At 69.7% G+C, this 20,064-nt stretch carries 23 protein-coding genes and 1 tRNA gene; 13 read left to right on the forward strand and 11 right to left on the reverse strand.

The features are described 5' to 3' along the window. Positions 1-23: 23 nt before the first annotated feature. Complete coding sequence (locus JOD63_RS18155; RefSeq protein ID WP_045275236.1) at positions 24-977, reverse strand: EamA family transporter; 954 nt, start codon at positions 975-977, stop codon at positions 24-26. Positions 978-1,031: 54 nt separating this feature from the next. Here JOD63_RS18155 and JOD63_RS03020 point away from each other — a divergent pair, with 54 nt between their 5' ends. The 3 genes from JOD63_RS03020 to JOD63_RS03030 are packed head-to-tail and all read left to right on the forward strand — an operon-like array spanning position 1,032 to position 4,508. Further along, positions 1,032-3,404, forward strand: a complete 2,373-nt coding sequence (locus JOD63_RS03020) for an MMPL family transporter (protein WP_045275214.1) — start codon at positions 1,032-1,034, stop codon at positions 3,402-3,404. After that, positions 3,401-3,982 carry an isochorismatase family protein gene (locus JOD63_RS03025; protein ID WP_045275213.1) on the forward strand — a complete coding sequence of 194 codons (582 nt, stop codon included), beginning with the start codon at positions 3,401-3,403 and terminating at the stop codon, positions 3,980-3,982. Before JOD63_RS03020 ends, JOD63_RS03025 begins: the two co-directional genes overlap by 4 nt. Beyond that, a complete protein-coding gene (locus tag JOD63_RS03030) occupies positions 3,975-4,508 on the forward strand; it encodes a GNAT family N-acetyltransferase (protein WP_045275212.1) in 534 nt (177 codons plus the stop codon). Before JOD63_RS03025 ends, JOD63_RS03030 begins: the two co-directional genes overlap by 8 nt. Before the next feature lie 115 nt (positions 4,509-4,623). On the opposite strand, the gene JOD63_RS03035 is transcribed toward JOD63_RS03030, so the two are convergent. The 3 genes from JOD63_RS03035 to JOD63_RS03045 all read right to left on the reverse strand — a co-directional run bounded on the left by JOD63_RS03035 (position 4,624) and on the right by JOD63_RS03045 (position 6,331). Then, the gene (locus JOD63_RS03035) at positions 4,624-4,992 is read right to left on the reverse strand and encodes a DUF1801 domain-containing protein (RefSeq protein ID WP_045275211.1); all 369 of its coding nucleotides are present in this window, start codon (positions 4,990-4,992) and stop codon (positions 4,624-4,626) included. Positions 4,993-5,061: 69 nt separating this feature from the next. Then, positions 5,062-5,367 (reverse strand): hypothetical protein, encoded by a 306-nt coding sequence (locus JOD63_RS03040; protein WP_045275210.1) that lies wholly within the window; start codon positions 5,365-5,367, stop codon positions 5,062-5,064. Between the two features lie 154 nt (positions 5,368-5,521). Beyond that, complete coding sequence (locus JOD63_RS03045) at positions 5,522-6,331, reverse strand: alpha/beta fold hydrolase (protein ID WP_245617958.1); 810 nt, start codon at positions 6,329-6,331, stop codon at positions 5,522-5,524. Positions 6,332-6,664: 333 nt separating this feature from the next. Between JOD63_RS03045 and JOD63_RS03050 the strand changes: the two genes are divergently transcribed. Further along, the gene (locus tag JOD63_RS03050) at positions 6,665-6,871 is read left to right on the forward strand and encodes a PLDc N-terminal domain-containing protein (RefSeq protein WP_045275235.1); all 207 of its coding nucleotides are present in this window, start codon (positions 6,665-6,667) and stop codon (positions 6,869-6,871) included. A 102-nt stretch (positions 6,872-6,973) separates the two neighbouring features. Here JOD63_RS03050 and JOD63_RS03055 read toward each other — a convergent pair. Both JOD63_RS03055 and JOD63_RS03060 read right to left on the reverse strand, forming a co-directional pair. Beyond that, positions 6,974-7,046, reverse strand: a tRNA-Lys gene (locus tag JOD63_RS03055). 94 nt (positions 7,047-7,140) lie between these two features. Further along, positions 7,141-7,806, reverse strand: a complete 666-nt coding sequence (locus JOD63_RS03060) for a fasciclin domain-containing protein (protein ID WP_045275208.1) — start codon at positions 7,804-7,806, stop codon at positions 7,141-7,143. Positions 7,807-8,007: 201 nt separating this feature from the next. Between JOD63_RS03060 and JOD63_RS03065 the strand changes: the two genes are divergently transcribed. The 7 genes from JOD63_RS03065 (at position 8,008) to JOD63_RS03095 (ending at position 14,006) form a co-directional block, all read left to right on the forward strand. Further along, positions 8,008-9,735, forward strand: a complete 1,728-nt coding sequence (locus JOD63_RS03065; protein WP_045275207.1) for a cytochrome c biogenesis protein DipZ — start codon at positions 8,008-8,010, stop codon at positions 9,733-9,735. 53 nt (positions 9,736-9,788) lie between these two features. Then, entirely contained in the window at positions 9,789-10,391 is a 603-nt protein-coding gene (gene sigK / locus JOD63_RS03070) for an ECF RNA polymerase sigma factor SigK (RefSeq protein WP_211088034.1), read from the forward strand. Then, entirely contained in the window at positions 10,388-11,245 is an 858-nt protein-coding gene (locus JOD63_RS03075; RefSeq protein ID WP_045275206.1) for an anti-sigma factor, read from the forward strand. Before sigK ends, JOD63_RS03075 begins: the two co-directional genes overlap by 4 nt. A 133-nt stretch (positions 11,246-11,378) precedes the next feature. Further along, positions 11,379-11,726: a helix-turn-helix transcriptional regulator gene (locus tag JOD63_RS03080; protein WP_045275233.1), complete on the forward strand. Its 348-nt coding sequence runs from the start codon at positions 11,379-11,381 to the stop codon at positions 11,724-11,726. 80 nt (positions 11,727-11,806) lie between these two features. Next, positions 11,807-12,214: a VOC family protein gene (locus tag JOD63_RS03085; protein WP_045275232.1), complete on the forward strand. Its 408-nt coding sequence runs from the start codon at positions 11,807-11,809 to the stop codon at positions 12,212-12,214. Between the two features lie 85 nt (positions 12,215-12,299). Then, complete coding sequence (locus JOD63_RS03090; protein WP_045275231.1) at positions 12,300-12,938, forward strand: hypothetical protein; 639 nt, start codon at positions 12,300-12,302, stop codon at positions 12,936-12,938. Positions 12,939-13,118: 180 nt separating this feature from the next. Beyond that, positions 13,119-14,006 (forward strand): aminodeoxychorismate lyase, encoded by an 888-nt coding sequence (locus JOD63_RS03095; RefSeq protein ID WP_045275205.1) that lies wholly within the window; start codon positions 13,119-13,121, stop codon positions 14,004-14,006. A gap of 21 nt (positions 14,007-14,027) precedes the next feature. Here JOD63_RS03095 and JOD63_RS03100 read toward each other — a convergent pair whose 3' ends face one another. Next, entirely contained in the window at positions 14,028-14,477 is a 450-nt protein-coding gene (locus JOD63_RS03100) for a hypothetical protein (RefSeq protein WP_045275204.1), read from the reverse strand. A 70-nt stretch (positions 14,478-14,547) separates the two neighbouring features. Between JOD63_RS03100 and JOD63_RS03105 the strand changes: the two genes are divergently transcribed. Further along, a complete protein-coding gene (locus JOD63_RS03105; RefSeq protein ID WP_052682468.1) occupies positions 14,548-15,111 on the forward strand; it encodes a TetR/AcrR family transcriptional regulator in 564 nt (187 codons plus the stop codon). Here JOD63_RS03105 and pstB read toward each other — a convergent pair. The 4 genes from pstB to JOD63_RS03125 form a co-directional block, all read right to left on the reverse strand. Next, positions 15,087-15,866 (reverse strand): phosphate ABC transporter ATP-binding protein PstB, encoded by a 780-nt coding sequence (gene pstB, locus JOD63_RS03110; RefSeq protein ID WP_045275202.1) that lies wholly within the window; start codon positions 15,864-15,866, stop codon positions 15,087-15,089. The two genes, JOD63_RS03105 and pstB, sit on opposite strands and share 25 nt — an antisense overlap. Positions 15,867-15,906: 40 nt before the next feature. After that, on the reverse strand, positions 15,907-17,013 hold the full coding sequence (gene pstA / locus JOD63_RS03115) for a phosphate ABC transporter permease PstA (protein WP_084613447.1): 1,107 nt from the start codon (positions 17,011-17,013) through the stop codon (positions 15,907-15,909). Position 17,014: 1 nt separating this feature from the next. Next, positions 17,015-17,956, reverse strand: coding sequence for a phosphate ABC transporter permease subunit PstC (gene pstC / locus JOD63_RS03120; protein ID WP_045275201.1), 942 nt, complete (start codon positions 17,954-17,956; stop codon positions 17,015-17,017). Positions 17,957-18,033: 77 nt separating this feature from the next. Then, positions 18,034-19,155, reverse strand: coding sequence for a phosphate ABC transporter substrate-binding protein PstS (locus JOD63_RS03125; RefSeq protein ID WP_045275200.1), 1,122 nt, complete (start codon positions 19,153-19,155; stop codon positions 18,034-18,036). A 206-nt stretch (positions 19,156-19,361) separates the two neighbouring features. On the opposite strand from JOD63_RS03125, the gene JOD63_RS03130 reads away from it, so the two are divergent. After that, on the forward strand, positions 19,362-20,063 hold the full coding sequence (locus JOD63_RS03130) for a hypothetical protein (RefSeq protein WP_045275199.1): 702 nt from the start codon (positions 19,362-19,364) through the stop codon (positions 20,061-20,063). The last annotated feature ends 1 nt before the right edge of the window (position 20,064 follow it).

The following is a 20,064-nucleotide window of genomic DNA, read 5'->3' on the forward strand; positions in this document are numbered from 1 at the left end:
GCGCGCCGACGCAGCCGATCGGGTCAGCCCAGCGCGAGCATTCCGCCCGCGACGAGCGCCAGCGCGAGGCCGAGCCACTGCACCGCCGCGACCCGCTCGCGCAGCACGACCGCCGCGAGGAGGATCGTGCCCGCCGGGTACAGGGCCGTGAGCGCCGAGACGACAGACAGGTCGCCCTCGCGCAGCGCGATCAGCGCCAGGGCGTTGGCGGCGGCATCGAGCACGCCGCACACCAGGGCGAACCGCCAGGCGCTCCCCGGCGTCACGCGCACGGCGATCGGCCCCGTCGCGTGCTCGAGGTCGGCATGACCGGTCGGCGTGGCGCCGACGGATGCGCCGTGTGCGCCGAAGACGGATGCCGCGCCGCGGCCGGCACGCGCCGCGCCCACGGCCAGCGCGCCGATGATGCCGGCGGTGATGACGACGGTCGTCGCCCGGCTCGCGACGAGCGGCACCAGCCCGCTTTCGGCGCTCGTGAGATCGATCACGATGAGGAAGCCGCCGATCGCGAGCCCGGCACCCCCTGCCATCACCACGCCTCGGATGCTCGGACGCACGACGCCGTCGCCGGGGATGAAGCCGACGAGCACCACCGCGATCAGCGCGACCGCGAGGCCGGCGTAGCCGACGGGGGAGAGCGAGTCGCCCTTCACGAGGAGTCCCCACAGCATCGGGGCGATCGCCGACACCACGGCGGTGAGCGGCGAGAGGATGCTCATCGGGCCGATGGCGAGGCACGCGTAAAGGAGGGCGATCGCCACGACGCCGAAGGCGCCGGCGAGCACGCCCCAGGCGATGTCGACGCCGATCCAGGCGCCGCCGACGAAGGGGAGCGCGATGACGAGGGCGACGAGACCCGATGCTGCGGCGGCCGAGGTGACGACGACCGAGCGGAGTCTTCGCGCGGAGAGACCGCCGAAGAAGTCCGCCGCGCCGTAGACGAGGGCGCCCGCGAGGGCGATGAAGGCGGCGAGCACGAGTCTCAGCATACGAAACTCGCGAATCGCCATTTCGCTAGATAAGCTAGCGAAATGGCGAACCCTCACCACGCGCGCAGGCAGCCCACCCGATGGCTGCGCGTCGGCATCCCCGCGCTCCTCGTGCTCGTCTGGCTGGTCGGCGGATCGCTCGGCGGCCCGTACTTCGGCAAGGTCGACGAGGTCTCGACCAACGATCGATCGTCGTTCCTGCCCGAGAGCGCCGACGCCACGCAGGTCAATGAGCGGCTCGCCCACTTCCTCGGCGATGACACGATCCCCGCGGTGGTCGTGGTCGAATCGGACTCGGCGCTCACCGATGACGAGCTCGCCGACCTGCAGACTCTGGCCGACGACATCGCAGCGATCGACGGCGTCGAAGACGGCGTGTCACCGCCCATCCCGTCCGACGACGGAGACGCCGCGCAGATCTTCGTGCCGGTCGATGCCTCGGGCGAAGTCGATGCGATCGTCGGCGAGGTGCGGCAGGCCGTCGAATCCGGGCTCCCCGACGGTCTGGAGGGCTGGGTGACCGGTCCTGCCGGGTTCACCGCCGACCTGGTCGAGGGCTTCCTGGGCATCGACGGACTGCTGCTGGCGGTCGCCCTCATCGCGGTGTTCATCATCCTGGTGATCGTCTACCGCTCGCCGCTTCTGCCCGTGCTCGTGCTCATGACGAGTATGTTCGCCCTCTGCGTCGCACTCCTCACGGTGTGGTGGCTGGCATACGCGGGCATCGTGGTGCTCAACGGTCAGGTGCAGGGCATCCTCTTCATCCTCGTGATCGGCGCCGCCACCGACTACGCGCTCCTGTACGTGGCACGCTTCCGCGAGGCGGTCGCCGACGGGGATCGTCGATGGGATGCCACGCTGCGCGCCTGGCGCGGCGCGTTCGAGCCGATCCTCGCCTCGGGCGGCACGGTCATCGCGGGGCTGCTGTGCCTGCTGCTCTCCGACCTCGCCACCAACCGTGCGCTCGGCCCGATCGCCTCGATCGGCATCGCGTTCTCGGTGCTCTCGGCCCTCACCTTCCTGCCGGCGCTGCTGGCCATCTTCGGCCGCGCGGCCTTCTGGCCGTTCATCCCGAAGGCGCCGATGGCGAGCATCCCCGACGACCTGACCGAGCCGGTCACCGGTCTCTGGCCGCGGCAGGCGCGCTTCGTGGCGCGCCACGCGCGCACGGTGTGGATCGCGTGCACGCTCGTGCTGCTCGTCGGCGCCCTCGGGATCACGCAGCTCAAGGCCGACGGCGTGCCCACCAGTGATCTGGTGCTCGGTGCATCTGAGGCGCGCGACGGGCAGGAGGTGCTGGCCGAGCACTTCCCGGCGGGCTCCGGATCACCCGTCTACGTGATCGTGCCGGAGGACGAGCTCGCCGCGACCGCGACGGTGCTCGAGGATCAGGACGGCATCGACTCAGTGGCCGTGGCCTCGGATGACTCGCCGACAGGCCAGGCCGCGGTCGAGGTCGAGGGTGGCGAAGCCGTGCTGACGGCGGTCGGCCCGCCCGGAACTCCGGCGCCGGAGCCCACCGTCGACGACGGCGATGTGCTGGTGGTCGGCACCCTCACCGATGCCGCCGACTCGGTCGCCGCGGAAGACACTGTGCGGGAGCTCCGCGTCGCCCTCGACGACGAGTTGGGAGCGGGTGTCGCGATCGTCGGCGGAGAGACGGCAACCGACATCGACACCAACGACACGTCGATCCGCGACCGCACGGTGATCATCCCGGTGATCCTCGCGGTGATCTTCGTCATCCTCATGCTGCTGCTGCGCTCCATCGTGGCGCCGGTGCTGCTCATCGCGACGGTCATCCTGTCGTTCGGCACCGCGCTCGGCGTCAGCGCGCTCGTCTTCAACGGCGTGTTCGGCATGCCCGGCGCCGACCCTGCGGTGCCGCTCTACGGATTCGTCTTCCTCGTCGCCCTCGGCGTCGACTACAACATCTTCCTGATGTCGCGAGTGCGCGAGGAGTCCCTGATCCACGGCACGCGGCCGGGCATCCTGCGCGGACTCGTCGCGACCGGAGGCGTGATCACCTCCGCCGGTCTGGTGCTGGCCGCGACGTTCGCCGCACTCGGCGTGATCCCGATCCTGTTCCTCGCTCAGATCGCCTTCATCGTCGCGTTCGGCGTGCTCCTCGACACGTTCGTGGTGCGGTCGCTCCTCGTGCCCGCGCTGTCGTACGACATCGGCCCGGCGATCTGGTGGCCGTCGAAGCTGTGGCGGGGCGATGTCGCAGGCCGCAACTCCGCCGGTGGTGCGGCTCCGGTCACTGACGCGCCGGGTTCCGCTGCCGAGGCCGACGCGGCAGGAGGAGTCGTGGCACACGCCGAGGCGCTCCCCGCCGAGACCGACCCCGAGCTGGTCGCCGACGACGGGCATCCGCTGACGCGCGACGAGTATCGTCGTACGCTCGACACATGACCAAGGCGCTGTTCATCGTCGACGTCCAGAACGACTTCACCGAGGGCGGAGCCCTCGGCGTGGCGGGAGGGGATGCCGTCGCCGCGGCGATCTCGCGCTATCTCGTCACCCACGCCGAGGAGTACACGGTCATCGTCGCCTCGCGCGACTGGCACGACGGCGACACCGACAACGGCGGGCATTTCGCCGCCGGCGAGCCGGACTTCGTCGACAGCTGGCCGGTGCACTGTGTGAGCGGCACGCCCGGCGCGGAGTACGACCCCGGCCTCGACACGGGCGCGGTCACCCACCACGTGAAGAAGGGGCAGGGCAAGCCCGCGTACTCGCTCCTCGAGGGCACGACGGATGCCGGCGAGACGGTGTCGCACCTGCTCGACGCGCACGGCGTGGTCGATGTCGACGTGACGGGTATCGCGACCGACTACTGCGTGCGCGCATCCGCTCTCGACGCCATCGAGCACGGGCGCCACGTGCGCGTGCTCACCGACCTGATCGCCGGTGTCGCGGAGCAATCGAGCGAGGCGGCGCTCGCCGAACTCGCGCACGCGGGCGCCGAGCTCGTGGAGTCCGGTGCCTGACGCTCACGTGCGTCGCGTGTTCGCGACCGACGGCGGGCGCCTGCGCGCGCTGCGGCTCGAGGCGCTCGGCGACCCCGCGGCGGGAATCGCCTTCCTCGAGACCCACGACGACGCCGCGGCTCGCCCGAGCAGCTTCTGGGACGAGCGGGCCGCAGGGGCTGCGCTGTCCGCGTCGGCGGCTCAGTTCATCGCCGAGGTGGGCCCGACGTGGGTGGGCACGGTGACGATCCTCATCCCCGAACCGGGCTCCGCCGACTACTTCGGTCGCATCCGTCAGGCGGGCACGGCGCTCGCGGTGGCCGTGTACGTCTCGCCCGCGCATCGGGGCCAGGGCATCCTCGACGACCTGTTCTCGGCCGCGGCGGAGTGGGCGCGCGCGCAGGGCTGCGACACGCTCATCCTCGACGTGCACACCGAGAACGCCCGTGCGCAGGCCGCCTATGCGCGACTCGGCTTCCGCGCGACCGGCGGCATGATCGACGGCGACAACGGCCGCGAGATGGAGCTGGCCCGCGCACTCGCCTGACGGTGCGGGTGCGGTGACGCTGTGGTGCTGGGTGGGCCCGTAGGACGTCGCTCGCGACCAGGTACAAGCGGCGCGGGGATCCATACCCGACTGCTCGAGGCAGCTCACGCATTGCTTACCGTGAGGAGCTGTCCTTTTCGCGGACCCACGCTCGCACGAGCTCCTGAAGGGCGGGGGTCTTCTTCGCGAGCTCCGCGGCATCTGCGAACTTCGCGACGCGAGATGTCGCGCCCTCCCCGTCGAGGATGCCTTCGGGGTCGGGGAGCGACGCGCCGGTGTGGAACATCAGGCTCACGTGCGCCAGCGACTTCGGAAAGAAGGACGCGATGTTTCCCCGGTACATGAACGTCGGCGCCCGCCACTTGATGGTCTCGGTCACGCGATCGTCGGTGTCGAGGACGACCCGCCTGACCGCGTCGACCAGGTCCTTCTGGGGATTGTCGTACTCCTCGAACCAGGCATCGACGATCTCAGATGTCGGCATCGGCAAACACCGTGGTGGATCACTCGATGGATGCCGGCCAGCGGACCGTCCGCAGTGGCAGTCGTCCCACTAGTCGCGCGGCACGTCTCTCGCCGGTGCGGGCTCCCGGACGATTCGGCGGGCGATCTCGGCAACTCCAGCGAGCACGACCGCTCCGACGAGAGCGACGATCCCCGCGGTGACGGCGACGTCGGTCCACGCCGTCAACGCAGCTACGAGTGCGTCATCACCGGGCTCGTCCCACGTTCGCGTCGTGACGCCGTTGGCCACCGACGTGAGCACGGTCGCCATAGCCAGCCCCGCAAGCCCGATGACGACAAGGGCGATCGTGTGCGGAAGCATGCGAGCTTCGGTCTTGATGGCGATGTCTGCCATGCGCGCCCTTCGACGGAGGTAAGGGAAAGCTACACCTGACCTCCACGCCGACGCGACAGCGCTCACGGGGGCAGCTGGCCAGCTCGAATGACGGTCCGCTTTCCTGGCGCGATTTTGGGACCGACGGAGCGCTCTTGTCCTCTCAGATCGGTCCTCATCGGTTCTCGTCGCCGAAACTGAGTCGGCGTGCTGCCGCTGTGCGGCCGCCGGTGACGGGCGCGGCCTTCAGGAAGTCGGCCAGCAGTGTCGCCACGCGGTCGGGAGCGTTCTCCATGGGTATGTGGCCGGCGTTCGGAATGCGGGCGAGCGTGGTGTGCGGGATCTCTGATGTGAAGCGTTCGGCGTATTCGACTTTCTGGAAGGTGTCGTCCTCGCCCCAGATCAGCAGCTTGGGTGTGGGTGACTGCTGCAGTGCGGGCACGAGGTCGAGCGTGTACCTGCTGTCGGCGGCCCCGGCGAGGTTCATCCATGAGCGGCAGACCCGCACGTCGGACCATGGTTCGAGGTACTCGCCGACCAACGGCTCGGTGGCGGCGCCGGCAAGCGCGGCCGTCACCGCCAAGCGTCGCGCGCCGAGGATCTCGTCGACGGTGGTCGCTGCGACAACCGCCGGGTCTCGGTACTTGGCCACACCGGGCACTGGCCACGAGTCGTAGGTGACCGAGTTGACGAGGGCGAGCGCTGAAACCTCCCGAGTGCCGCGGACGAGGAGGTGCTGCGCGACGGCGCCGCCGATGTCGTGCCCAGCGACCGCGATCGGGCCGTCGAGCTCGAGCGCATCGGCGAATCGACTCACCCACTCTGCGAGTGCGGGAACTGCGGCTGATGCCAGGGTGAGTTCCCCGCCGGATCGGCCGAGCCCGGGAAGGTCGACCGCGATCGGACGCAGTCCAGCATCCGCCAGTCCTTGGAGCACGGGAAGCCAGACCCGGCTCCAGTAGGTACCGTGAAGCAGTATCGCCACCGGCCCATCCTGCTCAACGGTGAGATAGCTCGCCGGCTGGTGGTCGATCAGGACCGTGGCCCGTGACACGTTCGTCGCTCGAGGTGAATGCATGGGAGCAACGATGACGTGGCGGCCCCCAAGGCTCCAGGGTCGGGAACGACACAGGGAGCACGATTCCGGCCATCCTCACCTTTCCCGCTGCAAGCTCTATCGCCGCGCTCGGGTCCTCCACCGTTCGGAATCGGCGCCGAATGCAAGTGGGGATGGATGAGCTGCTCGATCGCAGACCGGATCGCGCACGCGCATGTGGACAAGTCGTCCCTGCCCTACGCGAGTGCCAGACTGAAGCCCATGCATGGGAACCTCAGCGGATGGCACCTGATCATCCTCGCCGTCATCTGGATCATTCCGTTCGTCGTCACTGTCGTCAGCATCGCTCGCAATCGTGTGGCGTCCGGAACTGCGAAGGCTGTCTGGGTTCTCATCGCGCTGCTCGTCCCGTGGATCGGACTCATCCTCTGGTTCACGATCGGTCGTACGCCGGCGCCGGCGGACTGAAGCGACCTGATTCACCAGGCCGAACGTCACGTTCCTTGAAACAGTGCGAACGAAACGCCGCGACCCTCGTCAAGAGAAGGGATCGCGGCGATCAGAATGCGGTGGGCCCCGTGGGGCTCGAACCCACGACCCGCGGATTAAAAGTCCGATGCTCTACCGACTGAGCTAGAGGCCCGCGACGATCAAGCCTAATCGGAGTCGCAAGACCTGGCGAACGACAGCGACCGCCGGTGCGGTCTGCACCAGCGGTCGCTGTCGGTGAAGCGAGGTCACATCGAGGGCATCAGCACCGCGTCGATGAGGTAGACCGTCGCGTTGGCGGTCTGCACGCCGCCGCAGATGACGTTGGCGTCGTTGACCATCCACTCCTCGCCCGAGCCGGTGACCTCGAGGTCGGTGCCCTGGACGGTGGTGTGGGTACCCGCGATGTCGGCCGGCTCGATCTGGCCGGGGACGACGTGGTACGTGAGGATCGACGACAGCGTCTCGGAGTCGGTCTTCAGCGACTCGATCACGGCCGGGTCGATCGCGGCGAACGCCTCGTCGACCGGGGCGAAGACGGTGAACTCGTCACCGTTGAGCGTGTCGACGAGGTCGACGTCGGGGTTGAGCTGGCCGCTGACGGCAGCGGTGAGCGTCGTGAGCAGCGGGTTGTTCGAAGCGGCGACGGCGACCGGGTCGGCCGACATGCCCTCGATCGAGCCGGAACCGTCGGGGACGGCCTCGGCGTACGCCTCGCAGCCCGGGCCGACGAGGTTCGCCGCCGGGTCCATGGTGTCGGCGCCGTCGTCCATGGGCTCTTCCGAGGCCATCGACGAGTCCTCGGTGGGCTCTGCGGTGGTGGTCGCTCCCATCGAGCAGGCCGACAGGGCGAAGGTGGCTGCGACTGCGAGGGCGAGTCCCGCCGAGAGGCGCTTCCTGGTGATGCGTGACATGACTTCCTCCGTGGTGACTGGACGCGCCGCGGGGTGCGGCGTCAACAGGTCCTTCGGAGTGGTCGAGGGATCGGATTGCGGACGGATCGGAAATCTTCTCCACGCGGTGCCCGAGAAGAGAGCGGATGCGCCGGCCGGCCAATCCGATGCGGGGTCGGAGGCGAACAACACCGGTACACACCCGGACCCGTCGGAGGCATCATGTCGCTCGTGATCATCGGCCTGCTCGGCGGACTCATCACCGGAATCTCGCCCTGCATCCTTCCCGTGCTGCCCGTCGTCTTCCTCACGGGAGGCGCGCAGTCGGCCACGTTCGACGGCGAGGATCGAGGTGTCGCACCCGCCTCGCGCTGGCGGCCGTTCCTCGTCATCGCCGGACTCGTCTTGAGCTTCACGATCGTGACGCTCGCCGGAACGCTGATCCTGGGGGCGCTCAACCTGCCTCAGGACGTGCTGCGCTGGGCCGGCATCGCCGTGCTCGTCATCATCGGGATCGGGATGCTCGTGCCGCGCTTCGAGCAGCTGATCGAGCGTCCCTTCCAGCGGCTCACCTCTCGACGCGAGGTGAAGAACCGGGGGAGCGGCTTCGGCGTCGGCCTCGCGCTCGGCACGGTGTTCGTGCCGTGCGCCGGACCCGTTCTCGCGGCGATCATCGTCGCCGGCTCGACCGGCCGCATAGGTCCCGACACGATCCTCCTCACCGTCTCGTTCGCGATCGGTGTGGCCATCCCGCTCCTCGCCTTCGCACTCGCCGGTCGCGGTCTGGTGCAGCGCATCCGCGTGTTCCGCACGCACGAGCGCGGCATCCGCATCGCTGCGGGCATCGCGATGCTCGCGCTCGCCGTGGGTCTCGTCTTCAACGTGCCGCAGCTGCTTCAGCGCCTCGTGCCCGACTACACCGCGAACCTGCAGCGCGACCTCACCGACAGCGACGAGGCCCGCCGCGCCCTCGACCTCGGCGGCCTTGTCAACGACGAGAACGCCGAGCTCGACCAGTGCTCGAACGGCGCCGTCGAGCTCGAATCGTGCGGCACGGCGCCGAGCATCCGCGGCATCGAGGGTTGGCTGAACACGCCCGACGGCGAGGGGCTCGATCTCGACGACCTGCGCGGCCAGGTCGTGCTGATCGACTTCTGGGCCTACTCCTGCATCAACTGCCAGCGCAGCATCCCGCATGTGGTCGCCTGGGATGAGACCTACCGCGACGCGGGGCTGCAGGTCATCGGCATCCACTCGCCCGAGTACGCGTTCGAGAAGGATGCCGCGAACGTCGCAGCCGGCGCCCGTGACTTCGGCATCGAGTACCCGGTCGCCCTCGACAACACCCTCTCGACCTGGACGAACTACCGGAACCGCTACTGGCCCGCGCACTACCTGATCGACGCCGACGGCGTGGTGCGTCACATCGCGTTCGGCGAGGGCAACTACGCCGCCACCGAGAAGCTCATCCGCGAGCTGCTGGAAGACGCGCAGCCCGGCATCGGCCTTCCCGGCTCCACAGACGTCGAGGACGAGACGCCCGACGCCGCCGACCGCACGCAGGAGACGTACCTGGGCTCGGCGAAGGACGTGAACTTCGGCGGCGACGAGGACTACCGCGCCGGCGAGGGCGAGTACGCCTTCCCCGACGACCAGCCCGCCGACTCGTTCGCGCTCGACGGCGCGTGGCGCCTCGAGACGCAGTACGCCACACCCGCGCCCGGCGACAGCGCGAGCATCCGTCTCGACTATCGCGCCCGCGAGGTGCGCCTGGTGGCGGGCGGGAGCGGCACCGTCCAGCTCGTTCGCGACGACGGCAGCCGCGAGACGATCGCCGTCGACGGCACCCCGCGCTCGTACGCCCTGCTCGAGGGGGCCGACGGCGAGGCGGGAGTCCTCGAGATCGAGGTGTCGTCGGGGGTCGAGGCGTATTCGTTCACGTTCGGGTGAGCGCGCAGGGGGCGTTCGGCGGTGCGTGAGGCGATCGGGGAGAGGAGTAGGGCATGCTGGTGGACATGGTCATCGACGGCATAGACGTGCCGGAGCACGCCGAGACGCCGAGCGATCACGTCGGCGAGCTCCTCGTGCGCGTCGCCGACGGCGACCAGAACGCCTTCGCCCGCGTCTACGACATGCTCTCGCCGCGCGTGTTCGGCCTCATCCTGCGCGTCCTCGTCGACCGTGCGCAGAGCGAAGAGGTGCTCCAGGAGGTCTTTCTCGAGATCTGGCAATCCGCCGGCCGCTTCGCTCCGAACAGAGGCCAGGGGAGATCGTGGGTCCTCACGATCGCACACCGCCGGGCGGTCGACCGCGTGCGGGCTTCACAGTCCAGCACCGATCGTGACATCCGCGCGGGGTTCCGAGACCTCGACGTGGCTCACGACCAGGTCGCGGAGCAGGTGGAGCTGCGGATCGAGGGGACGCGCGTGACACAGGCTCTCGCGGGCCTCCCGGAACCACAGCGCGAGGCTCTCACCCTCGCGTATTACGGCGGTTACAGTCAGAGCGAGATCGCGGCGCTGGTGGGGGCGCCGCTCGGAACGATCAAGACCAGGATGCGAGACGGCTTGTCTCGCCTGCGCAGCGAAATGGGGGTGACGGCATGAACGAGCAGGAATTCGCGGAACTCTCCGCGGGGCACGCGCTGCATGCGCTGTCGCCCGACGAAAGCGCCGCTTTCGAGCGCGCGCTCGCCGAGCACCCCGAGTGGCAGTCGATCGCCGACGCCGACGGCGAGACCGTCGCCGCGCTCGCCGCCGCGACGACCGAGGTCGCGCCGCCGCTGACGCTGCGCTCGACCCTGCTGTCGACCATCGCGATCCTGCCGCAGGGCGACCGGGACGACGCCGGACCGGAATCCTCGGAGGATGCGCCCGTCGAGGTACCCGACGAGCCCGATGCCGCCGCTCCCGAGCCGGAGACGGCGACGGATGCTGCGCCCTTCGTCGAGCCGGCGCCGACCACGTCGACGATCCAGGCCGTCGAGCGGCGGAACTGGACGCGGGGGCTCCTCGCGCTCGCCGCATCCGTCGTCCTCCTCGTCGTGCTGGGGTTCGGCGCGGCGACGGTCAACGAACTCGTCAACCGCACTCCGGCGCAGGTCGCCCTCGCCGAGATCGAGTCGGCCCCCGACGCCCAGTCGTCGGCGGCGGTGCTCACCGACGGTGGAACGGCGACCGTGCACTGGTCGGAATCGGTCGGCAAGGTCGTGCTGACTTCTGCGGGTCTCCCCGCGATCGCCGACGACGAGGACTTCGAGCTCTGGTACGTACGCGGCGATGAGCCGATCTCGGCGGGCACGTTCGACGCGGCGGCGTCGGGCCAGACCGTGGCGCTGCTCGACGGCGCGATGGAAGCCGGAGACGCGATCGCCGTCACGGTCGAGCCCGCGGGTGGGTCGCCCACGGGGGCGCCGTCGACGGAGCCCATCGTCGTCGTGCCGACGGGGCCCGCGGCCTGATTCGCCGCCTGCGGCGGGGCCAGCGGCCCTCACTCGCCTCCTGCGGCGGCGCTCGCCCGGGTAGCCTGGGCGCGTGGCATCCGCGAAGCAGACGACGCAGACACTGGCGCATCTCCGCCGGGCACGCGACCTCATGGACCGCGCATACGCTGAGCCGCTCGACGTGCCGACGATGGCAGCGCAGGCGCTGATGTCGCCGGCGCACTTCTCCCGCGAGTTCAAGGCGGCGTATGGCGAGACCCCGTACGCGTACCTCATGACGCGCCGCATCGAGCGGGCCATGGCGCTGCTGCGCGCGGGTTCGTCGGTGACGGATGCCTGCACCGCGGTCGGTGCGACCTCGCTCGGCTCGTTCTCGTCGACGTTCACCGAGATCGTGGGGGAGACGCCGAGCGCGTATCGAGCACGGCCCCATGAGGCTGCCGAGGTCATGCCGCTGTGCGTCGCGAAGATCCTCACGCGGCCGGTGCGCTACGCCTGACGCCCGACGCGCCCCGTGCGCGACGGAAGCGAGCAGGATCGGAGAAGCATGCCGGGAAGCCGCGCCGTAGCGTGGCAGGCATGTCAACGATCGCGCTCTCCTACTGCCCCATCACCGTCGACGACGTCGACGCCGCCCTGCCGTTCTACCGCGACGGTCTCGGTCTCGAGATCGTCAACGACGTGTCGTACGACGGTCACCGCTGGGTGAGCTTCGGGTTCGCCGGCCAGCCCGGGCTCGCCGCCGTGGTGTCCGACCCGTCCGCCGGTCGCTCGCCCGAAGACGCCGAGGCGCTCCAGCGCCTCATCGTGAAGGGGTCGGGCCCCGGGCCCTACGTCTTCACCGCCTCCGATCTCGACGCCGTCTTCGAACGGCTCCGTGCGTCGGGCGCCGAGGTGCTCCAGGAGCCCATCGCGCAGGATTGGGGTCCGCGGGACTGCGCGTTCCGCGACCCGGCGGGAAACCACATCCGCATCAACCAGGCGTGACGGATCGACCATGTGCCTGCCGTGGGAGGCGGCGGCGAGGATGCGGCGGGAGCCCGCCCTCGTCGCCGCGGGTACCCTGGATTCGATGAGCGACGGTTCGAGAGAGTTCCACAAGCCGGTTCGGCGCCCCGCCGAACTCTTCGATCGCCTGTTCTCCGCCGAGGATCCTGCCGAGGTCTCGCGTGTCGCGCATTCCACGGCGCACGCGCTGCTGTCGCGGGTGCGGGAGCAGCCCGACGGCGAGGTGGTCGACCGCCTCGTGGCCTTCACCGACGAGAACGGCATCGACGACGTCGCCGAGCTGTGGTCGCGCTCGCCCGCGAAGACCCTGCCGGGGGCGCTCTGGCGCCTGTATCTGCTGCAGCTGATGATCCACGACGACGCCCAGACGGCGGCGCTCCTGTACGAGCGCGGTCGGGTCGAGCTGGCATCGGCCGACGCCGTGGTGGCCGGCGCGCCCGTGCCGGCCGGTCCCGATGAGCTCGTCACCCTCATCGACGCGATCTTGCGCGGCGTGTTCGTGGGCGACTTCGCCGTGGCGCTCGACCGGGCTGCCGCGTTCTGCCGGGTGCAGGCATCCGGCGCTACGCACCTGGCCGACGACTACGAGCAGACCGAACCCGATCGTGCGTCGGCGTTCACCACGCGCGCCCTGCGGCTGTCGGACTACGCCGGAGATCTGGCGGCCTGCGCCGCCCTCTGGCGCCGCGACGCCCTGACCTGACGATTCGCCGGTGTGGTCGACCCGACCCGCGCCGGAGCAAGAAGATGCCGGGCCGCAGAACGCCTCTCGGCGCGGTGCCGCTCGTAGCGGCAAATTTTGGAGCCCGGGGTTACTGCGGCCCGGCCGATCCAGTGTAACGGACACGGGCGCCGTGGCATTCCCGAGCCCTAGGCTCGGAGCATGACCTGGCGATTCGCGCTCGTGATCGAGCCCGCGGCATCCGACGACTCGCGCACCGACTTCGGGGGCACGTTCACCGAGATCGACCCGTCCGCGCCGGCGCTGAGCGTGGGGGAGCTCAGCACGCAGCGCGGCGACGGCATCTTCGAGTCGATCGGGGTGATCGACGGCCACGCGCAGGAGGTCGATGCACACCTCGACCGGCTCGCGCATTCCGCGTCGATCTGCGATCTTCCCGCGCCGAGCGCTCGGCAGTGGCGCCAGGCGATCGACATCGCGGCGACGCACTGCCCCGCCGACGCGGAGGCCGTGATCAAGCTCATCCTGAGCCGCGGCGTCGAGCATGGGCCGACCCCGACCGCGTGGGTGACGGCTGCGGAGGCGGCCGACAACACTCGCGCGCGCACCGAGGGCATCACCGTCGTCACCCTCGACCGCGGTTACGGCATCGACGTTCCGGCTCGCGCGCCGTGGCTGCTCCTCGGGGCGAAGACGCTCTCGTACGCGGTCAACATGGCCTCGATCCGCGAGGCGAAGCGGCGGGGCGCCGACGACGCGGTGTACGTCACCAGTGACGGGTTCGTGCTCGAGGCGCCGACCGCGTCGCTCATCCTCCGAGTCGACGGCCGTTTCGTCACTCCGGCGCCGAACGGCGGCATCCTGCACGGCACCACCCAGCTCAGCCTCTTCGAACATCTCGAGGCGCTCGGCGAGGAGACATCGTACGAGACGGTTCCGGTGTCGATGCTCGGCGAGGCGGATGCCGCGTGGCTGGTGTCGAGCGTGCGACTCGCCGCGCCGATCCGACGGATCGACGGGCGCGACCTCGCGCTGGACGCCGAGGCGACGGCATCCTTCAACCGCCACCTGCTGAGCCCGCGCGACTGACCGCAGCAGAGCCGGTGCGGCTCAGCGCGTGACGCCCGACAGGTGACGTCGTGCGCGTGCGATCATGCCGCGCATGAGCACCGCCAGCCCGAGCCGCGCGGGCAGCGTCCACAGCCGCGAGCCGCCGCCTTTGAAGCGCATCGCGCTCACGACGCGGATGAGGGCGTGCTCTTCGTCGACGCCGATGCCGAAGCGCACGTCGACGCGGCGCGCGTCGATGCCCACGAGCGCTTCCCCGGACTGCACCCGGCGTACGTCGAAGGTCGTGCAGTGCCCGGCGCGGCGGCCGAGCGTCGCGACGGCGACGGCCGACGCGACCCAGCGGGGGAGCGCTGCGGTCGAGAACAGGTTGCGCGCCCAGGCTGCGGGGTCCGCGGTCGCATGAGCGGGAAGCACGTCGAGCCAGACCTGGGTGTAGTCGGGGTCGGCGATGTCTTCGAGTGCGAGCGACCAGAGCATCGGCTGTGCCATCGTCTGCCTCCAAAGGTGCATACGCATGCGTATGGTTCTGAGGAGCCAAACTATACGGTACGGTACGGACATGGCAAGGCTCGCGAGGTCCGACTGGGTTGATGCGGCCTACGCCCGCTTCAGCGAAGACGGGATCGGCGCCGTCGCCGTCGAGCCGATCGCGCGGATGCTGGGATCGACGAAGGGCTCGTTCTACTGGCATTTCGCCGACCGGGGCGCACTCGTCGACGCGGTCCTCGAGAGGTGGCGTGAGCTCGAGACCGAAGACCTCATCCGCGATGTCGATCGCATCGAGAACCCGAAGGAACGCCTCGCCGCACTCCTCGATACGATCGCGCACCGTACCGCGATGCGCTCGGGGGAGCGGACGCTCTATGCCGATGCTGCGGCGGCCGAGGTGAGCGCTGCGGTCGCCGCGGTCACCGACCGGCGCGTGCAGTATCTCGAGGAACTGCTCGTCGCGACAGGTATCGCCGCGTCGGAGTCGCACCGCCGGGCCGTGATCGTGGTCGCCGCGGTCATCGGCTTCCAGCAGCTCGTCGCGAGCGGATGGGATGCCGGGGCGGACCCGCGGTCACTGGTCGAGACGCTGTTCGCGCTCGCGACGGATCACCCGAAGCGGCCCGAGACGTAGTCCTCGGTCGCCTGCACCGACGGCGTGGTGAAGATCGTGGTGGTGTCGTTGTACTCGATCAGCTTGCCCGGCTTGCCGGTGCCGGCGATGTTGAAGAACGCCGTCTTGTCGGAGACGCGCGACGCCTGCTGCATATTGTGCGTGACGATGACGACGGTGTAGTCGTTCTTCAGCTCGCCGATCAGCTCCTCGATCGCGTAGGTCGAGATCGGGTCGAGCGCCGAGCACGGCTCGTCCATCAGGATCACCTCGGGCGACACCGCGATGGCGCGCGCGATGCACAGGCGCTGCTGCTGGCCGCCCGACAGACCCGAGCCGGGCTTGTCGAGGCGGTCCTTGACCTCGTTCCAGAGGTTGGCGCCGCGCAGCGACTTCTCGACGAGCGCGTCGGCGTCGGACTTCGCGATCTTCTTGTTGTTGAGCTTCACGCCCGCCAGAACGTTCTCCTTGATCGACATCGTCGGGAACGGGTTGGGGCGCTGGAAGACCATGCCGACCTGGCGGCGCACGAGCACCGGGTCGACGTTCGCGCCGTACAGGTTCTCGCCGTCGAGGAGGACCTCGCCCTCGACGCGTGCTCCGGGGATGACCTCGTGCATGCGGTTCAGGGTGCGCAGGAACGTCGACTTGCCACAGCCCGACGGGCCGATGAAGGCGGTGACGCTGCGGGGCTCGATGTCGAGCGCGACGCCCTCGACGGCCAGGAAGTCGCCGTAGTAGACGTTGAGGTCGTTGACTTCGATGCTCTTGGACATGGTTCCTGTCGGTTCCTTCGGGTGGAGAGAAGTAGGGGCGTCAGCGGCCGAGCTTGGGCGAGAAGACCTTCGCCACGATGCGGGCGATGAGGTTGAGCAGCATGACGAGGACGATGAGGACGAGCGCGGCGGCCCAGGCGCGGTCGATGTAGGCCTGTGCGGGGATGCCCTGGTTCATGTACTGCGAGTACGCGAACACCGGAAGGGTCATCATGCGGCCGTCGAAGAGGTTGTAGTTCATCGACGTGGCGACCCCCGCGGTCAGCAGCAGCGGCGCGGTCTCGCCGATGACGCGCGAGATCGACAGCATGACGCCCGTGGTGATGCCGGCGATCGAGGTGGGGAGCACGACCTTGGCGATGGTGAGCCACTTGGGCACACCCAGCGCGTACGACGCCTCACGCAGCTCGTTGGGCACGAGGCGCAGCATCTCCTCGGTCGAGCGGACGACGACGGGGATCATCAGCACCGAGAGCGCGATGGAGCCCATGATGCCCATGCGGATGCCGGGCTCGAAGAAGATCGCGAACAGCGCGTAGGCGAACAGACCGGCGACGATCGAGGGGATGCCCGTCATCACGTCGACGAGGAAGGTGATGCCGCGCGCGAGCCGGCTGTCGTTGCCGTATTCGATCAGGTAGATCGCGGTGAAGATGCCGATCGGGATCGAGATGATGGCAGCGGCCAGGGTGATCAGCACCGTGCCGACGATCGCGTGGAGTGCTCCGCCGCCCTCGCCGACGACGTTGCGCATCGACGAGGAGAAGAACTCGGCCGAGAGGCCCGCGACGCCGTTGACCACGACGGTGATCGCCACCGAGACGAGGGGCACCATCGCGATCGCGAAGGCCGTCGCGACGACACCCGTGACGAGGCGGTCGACCCCCTTGCGGCGACCCTCGACGAGCGAGGAGATGACGGTGATCAGCACCAGGTAGGCGATCGCGGTGAGCACCGCCCAGCCGCCGATGTTGAACTCGCCGGCCGAGATGGCGAAGATGCCGATCACGACGGCGGCGATCGCGGCGCTCGCGGCGAGGATCGCCCAGGGAGCCCATTTCGGAAGCCGGCCACTAGTGAGGCGCAGTGCCTGGCTCGGGCGGATGACGGGGGGCGTGGTGCCCGCGGGAGCAGTCGTCGCAGTCATGTCAGTTGGCTCCCGAGAATTCCTTGCGGCGACTGACGATCCAGCGTGCGATCGCGTTCACGGCGAAGGTGACGATGAAGAGGATGAGGCCCGTCGCGATGAGGACGTTGATGTTGAGGCCGTAGGCCTCGGGGAACGTGAGGGCGATGTTCGCGGGGATGGTGCCCGGGTTGTCGGAGGTGAAGAGCTCGAAGGTGATGCGGTTCGAGATCGACAGCACCATGGCGACGGCCATGGTCTCGCCGAGGGCGCGGCCGAGACCGAGCATCGAGGCGGAGACGATGCCGCTGCGGCCGAAGGGGAAGACGGCCATGCGGATCATCTCCCAGCGCGTGGCGCCGAGGGCGAGGGCGGCCTCCTCGTGGAGGACCGGGGTCTGCAGGAAGATCTCGCGGCAGATGGCGGTGATGATCGGCACGACCATGACGGCGAGCACCATCGCCGCGGTGAAGATCGTGCGCCCGGTGTTCGACACCGTGCCGCCGAAGAGGGGGATCCAGCCCATGTTCTCGTTCAGCCAGGCGTAGACCGGCTGGACGGCGGGGGCGAGCACCATGATGCCCCAGAGGCCGAAGACGACCGACGGAACGGCCGCCAGCAGGTCGACGACGTAGCCGAGGCCCTGCGCGAGGCGGCGCGGCGCGTAGTGCGAGATGAACAGCGCGACCGAGACGGCGAGGGGGACGGCGAGGAGGAGTGCGAGGAACGACGCCCACACCGTGCCGAAGGCGAGCGGCCAGACGTACTCCCAGAAGTTTCCGGAGAGCAATGACGCGGTCTCGCCGGTGGCCGTGAGTCCGGGGATCGACTGGACGATCAGGAAGATCGCCACAGCTGCGAGGGTGACCAGGATCATGGTTCCGGCCGCGAGCGCGGTGCCCGAGAACCAGCGGTCTCCTGCCCGCTGCTTGACCTTGCCCGCCTGGGCGGTCGTGGTGGTCATGGTGTCCTTCTGGTTCGGTGTGGTCTGGAACCGGCGATACCCGGCCCGGCGGCAGCCGGGCCGGGTATCGGTGCGGCTTACTCGGCGACGATGAGCTCGATCGCCGCGTTGACCTGCTCGCGCAGCGCGTCGGAGATCGGCGCGTTGCCCGAGGCGGCCGCTGCGGCGTCCTGGCCCTCGGCGCTCGCGACGTACTCGAGGTAGGCCTTGACGATCGGCGCAGCCTCGGCGTCGGCGTACTCCTGGCAGGCGATCATGTAGCTGACGAGGACGATCGGGTAGACGCCGGCCTCTTCCGAGGTGCGGTCGAGCGCGATCGCGAGGTCACCCTCGCCGCGGCCCTCTTCGAACGGCGACGCGTCGACGATGGCGGCAGCGGCCTCGGGCGAGTAGGCGACGAACTCGTCGCCGACCTGCACCGAAGCGGACGACAGGCCCTCTTCGGCGGCGCGCGACGCGTCGGCGTAGCCGATCGAGCCGTTGCCCCCGGAGACTGCCGAGACGACGCCCGACGTGCCCTGGGCTGCCTCGCCGGCGACGGCGACATCCGACGGCCACACGCCGTCCGCCTCGAAGGTCCAGACGTCGGCGGCGGCCTGGCCGAGGTAGTCGGTGAAGTTCTCGGTGGTGCCCGAGTCGTCGGCGCGGTGCACGGGCACCACGGCGAGGTCGGGAAGCTCGACGCCCTCGTTCAGCGCGGCGATGGCCGGGTCGTTCCAGTTGGTGATCGTGCCGGCGAACAGGCCCGCGATCGTGGCGGCGTCGAGGTTGAGCGCGTCGACGCCCTCGATGTTGAAGATGACCGCGATCGGCGAGATGTAGGTCGGGAGCTCGATGATGCCCGAGCCGTCGACGCAGCCGTCGAACGGGCCGGCCTCGATCTCGTCGATCTTGAAGGCGCGGTCGGAACCGGCGAACGGGAAGGCGCCCGCCTGGAACGACTCGCGGCCCGCGCCGGAGCCGGCGGGGTCGTAGGTCACGTCGACATCGGGGTTCGCGGTCTGGAAGCCGGCGGTCCACGCCGAGACGGCGACCTCCTGCGACGATGCGCCGCCACCGGCGATCGCGCCGGACAGGTCGCTCGTGGCGGGGGCGTCGGTGTCGCCACCGGCCGGGGTCTCGTTCGAGGCGCAGCCGGCGAGGGCGAGGGCCGCGACTGCGGCGACAGCGCCCACCTGGGCGATGCGGGAGATCTTCACTGTGTGAATCCTTCACGTGTCAGAGAAATAGGCCCGGTGAGGCCTCGGGTGATGGCCCTGGTGCAGGGCACGCACTGAAACGTAGGCGCGGACTCTTAAGAGAGTGCGCTGGAACGGTGAACGGGAGGTGAACGACGCTCAGACGGCGGGCGATCCGTGCACGAGGGAGGGGAGGGGAGTTCACCCGAGCGCGATATCGTGCGGTCATGGCGAAGACCACGAAATCGGCCAAGGCCGAGCGCAAGGCGTACGACGCGATCGAGGATGCGGCCGCGGCCGCGAAAGACGCGAAGAAGGCGGCGAAGAGCCTGCCGCGCAAGGCCGCGAAGAAGGTGCGGGAACTCGCAGAGGATGCGAAGGATGCCGCGGATGTGTCGAAGAAGGCCATCCGCAAGAACCCGCGCAAGGTCGCCGACCGGGCGTCGCGCGCGGAGGCGCGACTGGTGAAGGCCACGCGCGCAGCCGTCGACAAGGCCGAGAAGAAGGCACGGCTCAAGGCCGAGGCCGAGCGGGCAGCAGCCGATGCCGCACGCGCCGCCGAGGCGGCGGCAGCGCGCAAGGCCGAGGCGAAGGAGCTGAAGAAGCTCGCCGCGAAGGCTGCGCGTCAGGCGGAGAAGGCCGAGCGCGAGGCACGCGCCGCTCAGGAGACGCTCGCGGCGGAGCTGGCAGGCGGCGACGCGGATGAGCCCGCGGCCGACGCGGCCCCCGCGGCGCCCGAGCCCGCCGTCGAGCCCGTGTCGACCGAGCCCGAGCCTGCCGAGCCCGCACCCGCCGAGCCCGAGGGAGAAGCATCCGCTCCCGAACTCACCACCTTCACCGTGGCGGCGCTGCGTCTGCGCGCGCGCAACAGCGGTGTCACCGGGTACTCGCGCATGACGAAGGCCCAGCTGATCGACGCGCTGTCCTGAC

The sequence above is a fragment of the Microbacterium terrae genome (genome assembly GCF_017831975.1).
Classification (GTDB): Bacteria; Actinomycetota; Actinomycetes; order Actinomycetales; family Microbacteriaceae; genus Microbacterium; species Microbacterium terrae.

Bases quoted from the DNA above. Each gene is read 5' to 3' on its own strand.
- JOD63_RS03035 (WP_045275211.1), bottom strand. From the start codon at position 4,992: ATGCCGACATCTGAGATCGTCGATGCCTGGTTCGAGGAGTACGACAAT.
- JOD63_RS03105 (WP_052682468.1), top strand. From the start codon at position 14,548: ATGGCAAGGCTCGCGAGGTCCGACTGGGTTGATGCGGCCTACGCCCGC.
- sigK (WP_211088034.1), top strand. From the start codon at position 9,789: ATGCTGGTGGACATGGTCATCGACGGCATAGACGTGCCGGAGCACGCC.
- JOD63_RS03130 (WP_045275199.1), top strand. From the start codon at position 19,362: ATGGCGAAGACCACGAAATCGGCCAAGGCCGAGCGCAAGGCGTACGAC.
- JOD63_RS03090 (WP_045275231.1), top strand. From the start codon at position 12,300: ATGAGCGACGGTTCGAGAGAGTTCCACAAGCCGGTTCGGCGCCCCGCC.
- JOD63_RS03050 (WP_045275235.1), top strand. From the start codon at position 6,665: ATGCATGGGAACCTCAGCGGATGGCACCTGATCATCCTCGCCGTCATC.
- JOD63_RS03095 (WP_045275205.1), top strand. From the start codon at position 13,119: ATGACCTGGCGATTCGCGCTCGTGATCGAGCCCGCGGCATCCGACGAC.
- JOD63_RS03025 (WP_045275213.1), top strand. From the start codon at position 3,401: ATGACCAAGGCGCTGTTCATCGTCGACGTCCAGAACGACTTCACCGAG.
- JOD63_RS03080 (WP_045275233.1), top strand. From the start codon at position 11,379: ATGGACCGCGCATACGCTGAGCCGCTCGACGTGCCGACGATGGCAGCG.
- JOD63_RS03075 (WP_045275206.1), top strand. From the start codon at position 10,388: ATGAACGAGCAGGAATTCGCGGAACTCTCCGCGGGGCACGCGCTGCAT.
- JOD63_RS03040 (WP_045275210.1), bottom strand. From the start codon at position 5,367: ATGGCAGACATCGCCATCAAGACCGAAGCTCGCATGCTTCCGCACACG.
- JOD63_RS03020 (WP_045275214.1), top strand. From the start codon at position 1,032: ATGGCGAACCCTCACCACGCGCGCAGGCAGCCCACCCGATGGCTGCGC.
- JOD63_RS03100 (WP_045275204.1), bottom strand. From the start codon at position 14,477: ATGGCACAGCCGATGCTCTGGTCGCTCGCACTCGAAGACATCGCCGAC.
- JOD63_RS03065 (WP_045275207.1), top strand. From the start codon at position 8,008: ATGTCGCTCGTGATCATCGGCCTGCTCGGCGGACTCATCACCGGAATC.
- pstB (WP_045275202.1), bottom strand. From the start codon at position 15,866: ATGTCCAAGAGCATCGAAGTCAACGACCTCAACGTCTACTACGGCGAC.
- pstC (WP_045275201.1), bottom strand. From the start codon at position 17,956: ATGACCACCACGACCGCCCAGGCGGGCAAGGTCAAGCAGCGGGCAGGA.
- JOD63_RS03085 (WP_045275232.1), top strand. From the start codon at position 11,807: ATGTCAACGATCGCGCTCTCCTACTGCCCCATCACCGTCGACGACGTC.
- JOD63_RS03060 (WP_045275208.1), bottom strand. From the start codon at position 7,806: ATGTCACGCATCACCAGGAAGCGCCTCTCGGCGGGACTCGCCCTCGCA.
- pstA (WP_084613447.1), bottom strand. From the start codon at position 17,013: ATGACTGCGACGACTGCTCCCGCGGGCACCACGCCCCCCGTCATCCGC.